At 69.1% G+C, this 11,736-nt stretch carries 13 protein-coding genes; 12 read left to right on the forward strand and 1 reads right to left on the reverse strand.

Annotated features, from left to right (window positions below; all coding sequences use genetic code 11):
- A partial coding sequence (locus tag VGO10_RS11090) for a DUF3131 domain-containing protein (RefSeq protein ID WP_327468201.1) occupies positions 1-681 on the reverse strand: 681 nt, incomplete at its 3' end.
- Between the two features lie 127 nt (positions 682-808).
- Here VGO10_RS11090 and VGO10_RS11095 point away from each other — a divergent pair.
- From VGO10_RS11095 to rpoB, 12 genes are all read left to right on the forward strand, one after another.
- A complete protein-coding gene (locus VGO10_RS11095; protein WP_327468203.1) occupies positions 809-2,437 on the forward strand; it encodes a circularly permuted type 2 ATP-grasp protein in 1,629 nt (542 codons plus the stop codon).
- The gene (locus tag VGO10_RS11100) at positions 2,438-3,400 is read left to right on the forward strand and encodes an alpha-E domain-containing protein (protein ID WP_327468205.1); all 963 of its coding nucleotides are present in this window, start codon (positions 2,438-2,440) and stop codon (positions 3,398-3,400) included.
- Positions 3,397-4,272, forward strand: a complete 876-nt coding sequence (locus tag VGO10_RS11105; protein ID WP_327468207.1) for a transglutaminase family protein — start codon at positions 3,397-3,399, stop codon at positions 4,270-4,272. Before VGO10_RS11100 ends, VGO10_RS11105 begins: the two co-directional genes overlap by 4 nt.
- A 146-nt stretch (positions 4,273-4,418) precedes the next feature.
- Complete coding sequence (gene rpmG, locus VGO10_RS11110) at positions 4,419-4,583, forward strand: 50S ribosomal protein L33 (protein WP_327468209.1); 165 nt, start codon at positions 4,419-4,421, stop codon at positions 4,581-4,583.
- A 19-nt stretch (positions 4,584-4,602) separates the two neighbouring features.
- Positions 4,603-5,073, forward strand: coding sequence for a preprotein translocase subunit SecE (secE, locus tag VGO10_RS11115; protein WP_327468211.1), 471 nt, complete (start codon positions 4,603-4,605; stop codon positions 5,071-5,073).
- 22 nt (positions 5,074-5,095) lie between these two features.
- Entirely contained in the window at positions 5,096-5,617 is a 522-nt protein-coding gene (gene nusG, locus VGO10_RS11120) for a transcription termination/antitermination protein NusG (RefSeq protein WP_028075794.1), read from the forward strand.
- 10 nt (positions 5,618-5,627) lie between these two features.
- The gene (gene rplK / locus VGO10_RS11125) at positions 5,628-6,050 is read left to right on the forward strand and encodes a 50S ribosomal protein L11 (protein ID WP_327468217.1); all 423 of its coding nucleotides are present in this window, start codon (positions 5,628-5,630) and stop codon (positions 6,048-6,050) included.
- Between the two features lie 3 nt (positions 6,051-6,053).
- Positions 6,054-6,791, forward strand: a complete 738-nt coding sequence (gene rplA / locus VGO10_RS11130) for a 50S ribosomal protein L1 (protein ID WP_327468219.1) — start codon at positions 6,054-6,056, stop codon at positions 6,789-6,791.
- 81 nt (positions 6,792-6,872) lie between these two features.
- The gene (rplJ, locus tag VGO10_RS11135; RefSeq protein ID WP_327468221.1) at positions 6,873-7,595 is read left to right on the forward strand and encodes a 50S ribosomal protein L10; all 723 of its coding nucleotides are present in this window, start codon (positions 6,873-6,875) and stop codon (positions 7,593-7,595) included.
- Between the two features lie 5 nt (positions 7,596-7,600).
- A complete protein-coding gene (gene rplL / locus VGO10_RS11140) occupies positions 7,601-7,978 on the forward strand; it encodes a 50S ribosomal protein L7/L12 (RefSeq protein ID WP_327468223.1) in 378 nt (125 codons plus the stop codon).
- Positions 7,979-8,261: 283 nt separating this feature from the next.
- Entirely contained in the window at positions 8,262-9,152 is an 891-nt protein-coding gene (locus VGO10_RS11145; RefSeq protein ID WP_327468226.1) for a TerC family protein, read from the forward strand.
- A gap of 188 nt (positions 9,153-9,340) precedes the next feature.
- On the forward strand, positions 9,341-11,736 hold a 2,396-nt coding region (gene rpoB, locus VGO10_RS11150; protein ID WP_327468228.1), incomplete at its 3' end, for a DNA-directed RNA polymerase subunit beta.

Raw genomic sequence — 11,736 nt, forward strand, 5'->3', positions numbered from 1 at the left:
GGCCATCCGCGGCTCGGAATTGAGGACGTCGTAGTGGTTCTTGGTGAACCACACGTCGCCCACGTGGTCGCTGTCGCCCGGCGGCTGCGCGGTCCACGCCCCGCCGCGCAACTGGCCCACGGCCGGGTCGTAGTAGAAGCCGAAGTCCATCGCGGCGACGAGCGCGTGCGCCTTGGCGCGCAGCTCGGGCACGCCGTTCTCGACCATCGTCAGGCCGGCGGCCAGCCAGCCGTTGTCGACCGCCGACAGGAAGGGGACGAGTGGCGAGCCGTCGGCCGGCCACGTGGTCAGGCGCGCGCCGGTGGCCGGGTCGTACCAGTTGAAGAACTGCCCGGCCGGCCCGCGCTCCAGGCGCGCGAGGGTGGCCAGCGTGCGCGCCATCCGCGCGGTCGCCTCGCGGCGGCCGATGAGCCCGACCTCACGCGCGCCCAGCGTGCTCCAGAGGTAGGCGCCGATGTTGGTCGGCGAGGTGTAGCCCGAGCGCGTGCCCTCGGCCGTCACGTTGTCGTCGGGCAGCCCGCTGCGGGCGTCGACCAGCAGGCCGAACGACTTCCAGGTGTCGGCGGCGTAGCGCTGGAGCGCCTGCCGGTCGCCGTGGGAGAGCCCGCTCGCGGAGGCCGGCGCCGCGGAGATCGCGGTGAGCAGCAGCGCGGCGAGGACGATGGCGAGGGCAGGACGCAACGGGGACCCGCGCCTACGGTCCCCAAGATCGTGGTGGGTCGAAACGTACGCAGGACCGAATGGCGCCCAGCTTTGGCCCGAACGGTCGGTGCCTTCGGTTTGCGAACGGTGCAAGGATCACCGTCCGATGGCCTCCGAGCCCACCACGGCGCCGCTCGAGTACCACGCCCGCGAGGGCTTCCTCGACGAGGTCTTCGCCGGTCCGGAGGGCTCCGCGGCCGCCCATGCGTCGCAGCTGGTCGCGGCGCTCGAGCAGATGGGACCCGCCCACCTGGCCGCCGCCGGGCGCCGGCGCGACGCGATCTTCATGCAGCAGGGCATCACCTTCGAGCTGACCGGCGAGGACGGACCCAAGGACCGCCCCTTCCCGCTCGACCTCGTCCCGCGCATCATCCCGGCCGAGGAGTGGATCCCGATCAAGCGCGGCCTCGCGCAGCGCATCCGCGCGCTCAACGCCTTCGTCGACGACGTCTACCACGCGCGCGAGATCATCCGCGAGGGCATCGTGCCGTGGCGGCTGGTCGTCTCGCGCAGCCACTTCGCCCGCGTCGTGCACGGCATCCGCCCTCCCGGCGGGGTCTACACGCACGTGGCCGGCTGCGACCTGGTGCGCGACGCCGACGGCACCTGGAAGGTGCTCGAGGACAACGTGCGCACGCCGTCGGGCATCTCCTACGTGCTCGAGAACCGCGTCGCCATGACGCGGCTGGTCCCCGAGCTCTTCGCCCAGTACCGCGTGCGCCCGGTCGACCACTACCCGCAGCTGCTGCTGGCCGCGCTGCGCGCGGTGGCGCCGAGCGCCGACGCCGAGGCGACCGTCGTGGTGTGGACGCCGGGCCCGTTCAACTCCGCCTACTTCGAGCACGCCTTCCTCGCGCGCCAGATGGGCGTCGAGCTGGTCGAGGCGTCGGACCTCGTCGTGCGCGACGACGTCCTCTACATGCGGACGACGGCGGGCCTGCGCCGGGTCCACGCGGTGTACCGCCGCCTGGACGACGACTTCGTCGACCCGCTCGAGTTCCGCGTCGACTCGGTCCTCGGCGTCCCCGGGCTCGTGCGCGCCTACCGCGCCGGCACCGTCGCCGTCGCCAACGCGTTCGGCACCGGCGTGGCCGATGACAAGGCGATCTACCACTACGTGCCGGAGATGATCCGCTTCTACCTCAACGAGGAGCCGATCCTCGCCAACGTCCAGACCTACCTGCTCTCCGACCCCGAGCAGCTCGACTACGTGCTCGGGCGCCTCGATGAGCTGGTGGTCAAGCCGACCGGCGAGTCGGGCGGCAAGGGCGTCTTCATCGGTCCCGCCACGCCGCCCGACGACCTCGCCGGCCTGGCCGACGTCATCCGCCGCGACCCCGGCCTGTGGATCGCGCAGGAGCTGGTCAACCTCTCGACGGTCCCGACCGCGGGCTCCGACGGCGCCCTCAGCCCGCGCCACGTCGACCTGCGGCCGTTCGCCGTCTTCGGCGAGACGATCAGGATCGTCCCCGGCGGGCTGACGCGCGTCGCGCTCACCGAAGGCTCGATGATCGTCAACTCCTCACGCGGCGGCGGCTCCAAGGACACCTGGGTGCTCGAGGAGGACACCGGCGCGGGCAGCGTCCGCGAGGGCGACACCGCGCTGCACGACATCGTCCCCACGACGATGCCGGGCTTGCGCTACGGCAGCGAGTGGACCGGGCAGCAGCAACAGCAACAACAACGTCAGGCCGGCGTCGGCCGTCAGGATCGCCGCGGAGTGGGTCGTCGCTAAATGCTCTCGCGCATCGCCCAGGAGCTCTTCTGGCTCGGCCGCAACGTCGCTCGTGCCGAGCACACCGCCCGGATGCTCGACGGCGTCTTTCAGGCCAGCCTGCAGGGTCGTCCTGACGATCCCTCCGGCGTGCGGCTCGGCTGGGGCTCGATCCTCGCGATCATGGGCGCCAAGGCCGACGGGCGGCCCGTCCGCCGCGACGAGGTGCTCAACCGCATGACGCTCACGCGCGAGGAGCCCGCCTCGGTCATCTCGTGCGTCGCCCGTGCGCGCGAGGGGGCGCGCACCGTGCGCGACGTCATCTCCGCCGAGATGTGGGAGGCGGTCAACACCACGCACTTGGCCCTGAGCGCCGGTGACCTCGAGGGCCGCATGCAGATGGGGCCCTACAGCGTCTTCCAGTACGTCAAGGAGCGCAGCGCGCTCTTCTGGGGCCTCAACAGCCGGACGATGCTGCGCGACGAAGCGCGCGCCTTCCTCGTCGCCGGCGGCCGGATCGAGTCGGCCGACATGGTTCTGCGGATGCTGCGCGTCGCGATGCCCGCACCGGGCGAGCACGCCGAGGGCACCGACGGCGTGCGCGACGGCCAGGCGCTGGCGCTGCTGCAGGCCGTCGGCGGCTTCCAGGCCTTCCGCCGCGCGGTGCCCGCGCCGCCCAACGCCGGTCCGGTCGCGCGCTTCTTGCTCTACGAGCGCGCCTATCCGGACTCCGTCGCCGCCTCGGTCGACGCGGTCCACGGCGCGCTGGCCGATGCCGACGAGGCCCCGCGCAGCTCCGAGCCGGTGCTGCGCCTCAGCCGGCTGGCCGCCGACCTGGAGTTCCGCGGGCGCGCCGCCGCCGAGGATGGCAACCTGGCCGAGGCCAGCTCGCTGGTCCAGAGCGAGCTGGCGCTCATCGACGCCGACATCGCCGAGCGCTACTTCGCCGGCGCCGGCGCGGCAACCGGGACCGTGGTCGCGTGAACTACGACATCCACTACTGCACCTCCTATAAGTACGAGTCGCCGGTCACCGACAACCTCAACGCGCTGCGCGTGCGACCCGCGACAACGTCGTCGCAGCGCTGCGACGAGTTCCACGTGCGCCTGGATCCCGAGGCGCGGATCCATCGCCACGTCGACTACTTCGGGACCGAGGTCATGGAGTTCGGGGTCGCACGGCCCCACGACCACATGACCATCGACGTACGCGCCCGCGTCGTGACCTCCGAGCCGCCCGAGGCACCCGAGGCGCCGTGGGAGCACCTCGACGGCGAGACCTACGCCGAGGCGGCCGGCGAGTTCCTGCTCGCGGCCGACGACGAGCCCGACGACACCGTGCTGGCCGACCTGCTCGACATCGCCCGCGCGCGCACGCCCCTGGCCACGCTGCGCTGGCTCAACGAGCTGATCCCCGACCGCTTCGCCTATCGCCCAGGCGTCACCTACGTCGGCTCGACGATCGAGGACCTGCTCGACGCCGGCGCCGGCGTCTGTCAGGACTTCGTGCACCTCGCGCTCGTGCTGCTGCGGCGCAACGGCATCGCGGCGCGCTACGTCTCGGGCTACCTCTTCAGCGCGCCCGAGGACGGCGGCACCGCGTCGGTCGAGGTCCAGACGCACGCCTGGCTGGAGGCGCTGCTGCCCGGCACCGGCGGCCGCGGTGAGCCGAGCTGGGTCGGCGCTGACCCGACCAACCGCCGTCTGGCGGGGGAGACCCACGTCAAGATCGGCCACGGCCGTCGCTACGGCGACGTGCCGCCGATCAAGGGCGTCTATCGCGGCACCGCGCGGGCCGATCTCGAGGCCTCCGTGCAGATGACGCGTCTGGACCCTGCCGCCTCGGCACGGGCTTAGCTCCAGACCCGAACCATCGCGCTCCCTCGGGAGCCCAAGAGCGCTATCCTGCGAGGTCGACTCGCTCCGGGGCGAGTCGTTTCTTTGCCCCGGGTCAAGAGCAGTCGAACCAACTTTCCTCAGTTCACCCTCGACGGGAGCCCGTTATGGCCCGCGGAGACGTGCGCATTGCCGTGACCCTCGCCTGCGAGGATTGCAAGCGCCGCAATTACCAGACGAATAAGAGCAAGCGCAACACGCCTGACCGCATCACCCTGCGGAAGTTCTGCAAGTGGTGCCGCTGTCAGACGAGCCATCGGGAGACCCGCTAGGTCCCTGAGGCATCGCACCATGGCTGACCGAACCAAGAGCGGGGACGACCCGCAAGACCCCTCCGAGCCGACCGAGCTGCACCGGGAGAACATCCCGGGCTCGCTCGATCACGCTTCGGGTGAGGTCGAGGAGTTCGAGGCCAGCCTGGTCAGCGGTGCCAACGGCGGTGCGAGCGACGATCCCGACGACGAGCTGACGCGTCAGATGAGCGAGCCGGTCGGCGACCTCGACGACGACGGCGACATCGACGCCGACGATCGTGAGCTTGCCCGCACCGGTGGGCGCCAGACCGCGCATCCGCCCAAGGGCGGGCCGCGTTTCCTGCAGTTCCTGCGCGCCTCCTGGGCCGAGCTGCAGCGTGTGCAGTGGCCGGACCGCCGCCAGGTCTTCCAGGCCACGAGCGTCGTCGTCGGCTTCGTGATCGTCGCGGGTGCCTACCTCGGCGTGGCCGACTGGGCCGCGCAGAAGCTCGTCAACTTCATCATCTAGAGCCGGGCACGAACTCAACTCCATGTATCGCTGGTACGTCGTCAACACCTATTCCGGGCACGAGAACAAGGTCAAGTCCAACCTTGAGCATCGCGCGAGCTCCCTCGGGCAGCGTCGCGCTATTCGCTCTGTGGTGGTCCCGACCGAGACCGTGTCGGAGATGAAGGACGGGCAGAAGGTCTCGCAGGAGAAGCGGACCATGCCCGGCTACGTGCTGGTCAACATGGACCTCAACGAGGACTCGTGGCAGCTCGTCAAGGGCACGCCCGGCGTCACCGGCTTCGTCGGTGCCTCCAACGAGCCCGTCCCGCTCACCCAGCCCGAGGTCGATCGCCTGCTGCACCGCGAGGTCGCGCAGAAGGTCGCCACGAAGGCGCAGTTCTCCATCGGCGAGTCGGTCAAGGTGATCTCCGGACCGCTCTCGGACTTCTCGGGTGAGATCTCGGAGATCAACCAGGACGCGCAGAAGTTGAAGGTGCTGGTATCCATTTTCGGTCGAGAGACGCCCGTCGAGGTGGGCTTCGACCAGGTCAAGAAGATTTAAGGGCAACGGCATGGCGAAAAAAGTCCTCACCCAGATCAAGCTGCAGGCTGTCGGCGGACAGGCCAGCCCGGCACCGCCGGTCGGCCCCGCGCTCGGTCAGCACGGCATCAACATCATGGAGTTCTGCAAGGCGTTCAACGCCCAGACCCAGCAGGACTCCGGCACGATCATCCCGGTCGTGATCACGGTCTTCGAAGACCGTTCGTTCACGTTCGTGACCAAGACGCCGCCCGCCGCGGTGCTCATCAAGCAGGCCATCGGCCTCGAGAAGGGCTCCGGCGAGCCGCACCGCAACAAGGTCGGCACGATCACCAAGGACCAGGTCCGGGCGATCGCCGAGAAGAAGCTCGCTGATCTGAACGCAAACGATCTCGATCAGGCGAGCAAGATCATCGCGGGCACCGCCCGCAGCATGGGCGTCGAGGTCGTCTAGATCATGGCCAAGCACGGCAAGAACTACAACGAGGTCAAGGGCAAGGTCGACCGCGAGCACGAGTACCTGCCCGCCGAGGCGATCAAGCTCGTCCGCGACCTCAAGCGCGCGAAGTTCGACGAGTCCGTCGAGGTGCACATCCGCACGGGCCTGAACGTCCGCCACGCCGACGAGCAGCTGCGCGGCACCATCGCGCTGCCCAACGGCCTGGGCAAGGACGTCAAGATCGCCGTCTTCGCGCGCGGCCCGAAGGCTGACGAGGCGACGGCCGCCGGTGCCGACGTGGTCGGCGCCGAGGACCTCGCCAAGCAGATCGAAGAGGGCTTCACCGACTTCGACGTCGCTATCGCGACGCCGGACATGATGCCCATCGTCGGTCGCCTCGGCCGCATCCTCGGCCCGCAGGGCAAGATGCCCAACCCGAAGGTCGGCACGGTCACCATGGACGTTGCCAAGGCCGTGGAGGAGAGCAAGTCCGGCAAGGTCGAGTACCGCACCGACCGGACCGCGATCGTCCACCTCAACATCGGCAAGACCTCTTTTGACGAGCAGGCGCTGCTCGAGAACTACGCGGCCGTCATCGAGGAGCTCATCCGCGCGAAGCCCTCGGCCGCCAAGGGTCGGTACCTGCGCACGGTCACCATCGCATCGACGATGGGCCCGGGCATCAAGGTCGACCCGTCCCGCACCCGCGACATCCTCGGACTGGAGAACGCTGAGACCGCGGCTTCGGCTGCGTAATCACGTTCGACATCCGAGGCCGTCCTGAGACCGCCGGCACGTGGATCGCGGATCCGCATCTAAGCCCGGCAGAGGAGGCCCGTGAACAGGGACCAGAAAGCAACGGCGGTCGCAGAGATCGCCGAGCAGATCAAGGAGTCAGAGGCGGTCTTCGCCGTCGACTATCGCGGCATCACCGTCGCGCAAGTCGCTGAGCTCCGTGGCAAGCTCCGTGAGACCGACGCGACGTTCCGCGTCGTCAAGAACACGCTCACCGAACGCGCTGCCGATCAGGCCGACGCGGAGGCGCTCAAGAGCCTCCTCGAGGGTCCGACGGCGCTGACGTTCGTCCGCGGCGATGCCGCGGCGGCCGCCAAGGTCATCGCCGACTTCCAGAAGTCGACCGGCGGCGAGTTGCTGCCCTTCAAGGGCGGGCTCATGGATGGCGACGCGTTTGACGCGGCGCAGATCACCGCCATCTCCAAGCTCCCCTCGCGCCAGGTCCTTTACGGCCAGCTCGTCGGGATCGTCGCCTCGCCGATCACCGGCCTGGCACGGAGCCTCAACGGCCTCGTGTCCGGCTTGGCCATCGCGCTCGGCGGCGTGCTGGAGAAGAAGGAAAGCGGAGAGATTGGGGTGGGTGGGTCCGATTCCTCGGACGCGCCTGCCGCGGCCGCCGCCCCCGAGGTCGAGGAGGCGCCAGTCGCCGCCGAGGCCGAGGACACCACCACTGAAACCCAGGATGCGGAGGCCGTCGAGCCTGCTGCGTCTTCGGAGGAGCCCGCTGCCGCGGACTCTGACGAGCCCACCGAGACCCAGGAGTAACTGACATGGCTAGCAGCACCGCAGAGTGGATCGAGGAGCTCAAGGGCATTTCCGTGCTCGAGCTCTCTGAGCGCATCAAGGCGCTCGAAGAGGAGTTCGGCGTGTCGGCCACGGCCGTCGCGGCGGCCGCTCCGGCCGGGGGCGGCGACGCCGGCCCCGCCGAGGAGGAGTCCACGACGGTCGACGTCGTCCTCACCGCCGCCGGCGACAAGAAGATCCAGGTCATCAAGGTCGTGCGTGCCGCGACCGGCCTGGGCCTGAAGGAGGCCAAGGCCCTCGTCGACGAGGCTCCGAAGCCCATCAAGGAGGGCATCGAGCGCGACGAGGCCGACAAGCTCAAGCAGGAGCTCGAGGAGGCCGGCGGGTCCGTCGAGCTCAAGTAGCTGGCGAACGCTCGCCCGGAGGGCGAGGTTGGCCAACGCTCGCCTAGAGGGCGAGGTTGGCTTGCGGGTGTCGGCCCAGAGGGCCGAACCCGCAGCGCCGAGGGGCACCCCATCGTGGGTGCCCCTTGTCGTTGTTATGCTGAACGCGTCGAAGGGAAATAGCCCGACGGCGCGTCTTCGTCAACACGGTCGGCTCCCATGAGCCAACCCGGAGCGCGCGGCCTCACCTCAGAGGCGGTCAAACCTTCGCGAGTCATCGACCCGCGAAAGGTTCCGTCTCATCATGAAGTGGATTGCCCTCATCGGCGCCCTGGCCGTCCTGCTGGCCTTCGACCTCTGGCTCGCCCGGCGCGAGAGCCGTGGCGCCGGCATGTCCGTGCGCACCGCCACCCTGCACTCGATCGGCTGGCTGGCCATCGCGCTGGGCTTCGGCGGCGTCATGCTCGCGCTGCTCGGCGGCCGCGACGCCGGCCTGTACTTCGCCGGCTACCTCGTCGAGAAGTCGCTGTCGCTGGACAACGTCTTCGTCTTCCTGCTGATCCTCACGAGCTTCGGCATCCCGGAGGCTCAGCGCCATCGCCTGCTGACCTGGGGCATCGTCGCCGCGCTGGTCCTGCGTGGCGCGTTCATCGCCGTCGGCGCGACCGCCCTGCACCACGCCAGCTGGATCTCCTACCTCTTCGCCGTGCTGCTGATCTGGACGGGTTGGCGGATGTATCAGCACCGTCACGACAGCGCGGGCGAGACGGCGTTCGTCGAGAAGCTCAAGGCCCGGCTGCCCAACCTCTCGGTGGCCACCGCTGCCGTGGCCGCGCTGGTCATCGCCGACATCGTCTTCGCCATCGACAGCGTCCCGTCGATCCTGGCGATCACCGACGACCCGTTCGTCGTCTTCGCCGCCAACGCCTTCGCGCTGCTGGGCCTGGCGCCGCTCTTCTTCCTGGTCGCCGACCTCGTCGAGCGGCTCTACTACCTCAAGACCGCGCTGGCGGCGTTGTTGGTGCTGATCGGGATCAAGATGGCCGCGGGCGAGGCGTTCGGCAAGCTCGGCCCGGAGTACAGCCTGCCGGCCATCGCGCTCGTCCTCGGCACCGGCGTGGTTGCCTCGTTGCTGCGCGACCGCCGCCTGGCGCGGGACGCCGCCCGTCGCTACACTGCCGCCGTCGGCCAATAGTCGTAGCCGCCCAACAGTCGTCTTCCGCGCCACATACGCGGGGGCCAGGGCGGGGTCCGTGAGCGCTGACAGCCCCTTGATGGGGGTCTGCGTTGGCCTGTGCTAGATTGGCAGGTCGCGCCTCTGCGCCACCGCGCGAGCGCCCCCTCCCGTTTGTTCACCGCCTCCACCCCTGAGGAGTCGCCGTAGTGCCTGCCCTCGACGCCCCCCGGACGCGCCGCAGCTTTGCGCGTCTGGAGAAGGTCCTCGACCTTCCCAACCTGATCGACATCCAGCGCCGCTCCTTTGAGTGGCTCGTGGACACGGAGGCCGGCGGCCTCCGCGAGACGATCGACGACATCTCGCCGATTGAGGACTACACGGGCCATCTGGCCGTGAACTTCGGCGAGTTCGTCTTCGACGATCCGCCGAACACGATCGCCGAGTGCCGCGAGAAGGACCTCACCTACTCGCGCCCGCTCACCGTGACCGTCGCCTTCATCAACCATGAGACGGGCGAGATCCGCGAGCAGTCGGTCTTCATGGGCGACTTCCCGTGGATGAGCGAGCGCGGCACGTTCATCATCAACGGCACCGAGCGCGTCGTCGTGACGCAGCTGGTCCGCTCGCCGGGCGCTTACATCATGGAGGCCAAGGACCGCGAGAAGCAGGTCTTCACCGCCAACCTGATGCCCGCGCGCGGCTCCTGGCTGGAGATGGAGATCGACAAGAAGGGCAAGGTCTTCGTCCGCATCGACCGCAAGCGCAAGCTGCCGGTCACGGTCCTGTTGCGCGCCATGGCGTACAACCCGGAGACCGACTCCGACGTCGAGGAGAGCCACGAGGACATCGAGCGCCTCGACAAGGAGCTCGCCGAGCTCTTTGACAGCTCGCTCTACATCCGCAACACGATCGAGTCCGATCCCGAGGCGACGAAGACCAAGAAGGGCGCGCTGATCGAGCTCTTCAAGAAGCAGCGTCCGGGCGAGCCGCCGTCGGTGGATGCCGCCTACGCGCTGCTCAACCAGCTCTTCTTCGATCCCAAGCGCTACGACCTCACCCGCGTCGGGCGCTACAAGCTCAACGCGCGCCTGGGCCTCGACATCGACCTCGAGACCCGCACGCTGACCCACGACGACATCCACGCGCTGGTCCGCGAGCTCATCAGCCTGCCCAAGCTCCTCGGCATCCCCGAGGACGGCGAGGTCGAGATCAAGGACTACGCCGCAGAAGCCGTCGCGCTCCCGCGTGAGCCGATCGCCGATCGCCTCGACGAGTACGAGCACTTCGGCAACCGCCGCCTGCGCACCGTCGGCGAGCTCATCCAGGAGGCCTTCCGCATCGGCCTCTACCGCATGGAGCGCGTCGTCCGCGAGCGCCTCACGACGGAGGACGAGGACACGATCACGCCGCAGACGATCGTCAACATCCGGCCGGTCGTCGCCGCGCTGAAGGAGTTCTTCGGGTCGTCGCAGCTGTCGCAGTTCATGGACCAGACCAACTCGCTGAGCGGGCTGACCCACCGGCGGCGCCTCAGCGCCCTCGGCGCCGGCGGCCTGACCCGCGAGCGCGCGCCGATCGAGGTCCGCGACGTCCACCCGACGCACTACGGCCGCATGTGCCCGATCGAGACCCCGGAGGGTCCGAACATCGGTCTCATCGGCTCGCTCTCCAGCTACGCGCAGGTCTCTGAGCACGGCTTCGTCACGACGCCCTACCGGGTGATCGAGGACGGCGTCGTCACCGACAAGATCCTGCACCTGGACGCCACCCAGGAGGAGCAGCGGCTGATCGCGCAGGCCAACCAGCCGGTCGATCCCAAGACCAACAAGCTCAAGGGCCCCGAGGTCCTCTGCCGCACGCTGGCCGGCCAGTACGTCACGGTCGGTCCGAAGGACGTCGACCTGATGGACGTCTCGCCCGAGCAGATCTGGTCGGTCGCCACGGCGATGATCCCGTTCCTCGAGCACGACGACGCCAACCGCGCCCTGATGGGCTCCAACATGCAGCGCCAAGCCGTGCCGCTGCTCAAGACCGACGCCCCGCTGGTGGGCACGGGCATGGAGCGTCGTGCCGCCCTGGACACGGGCGACCTGATCCTGGCCAAGAACGCCGGGACGGTGGCCTATGTCGACGCCGAGCAGATCGTCGTCGAGCACGCTGAGGGCCGAGACGAGTACCCGCTCCAGAAGTTCATGCGGTCAAACCAGGGCACCCTCATCCACCAGAAGCCGCTGATCGTGACCGGCCAGACGGTGGCCGAGGGCGAGCTGCTGGCTGACGGCTCGGCTTCGGACAACGGCGACATGGCGCTGGGCAAGAACCTGATGGTCGCCTTCATGTCCTGGGAGGGCTACAACTTCGAGGACGCGATCATCCTCTCCAAGCGCTTGGTCAAGGACGACGAGCTCACCTCGATCCACATCGAGGAGTACGAGATCGACGCCCGCACGACGAAGCTGGGCGACGAGGAGATCACGCGCGACATCCCGAACCGCTCGGAGGAGTCGCTGCGCAACCTCGACGACCGCGGCATCGTGCGCATCGGCGCCGAGGTCGGGTCGGGCGACCTGCTGGTCGGCAAGGTCACGCCGAAGGGCGAGAC

It is taken from the genome of Baekduia sp. (assembly GCF_035996765.1).
In the GTDB taxonomy this organism is placed as follows: domain Bacteria; phylum Actinomycetota; class Thermoleophilia; order Solirubrobacterales; family Solirubrobacteraceae; genus Baekduia.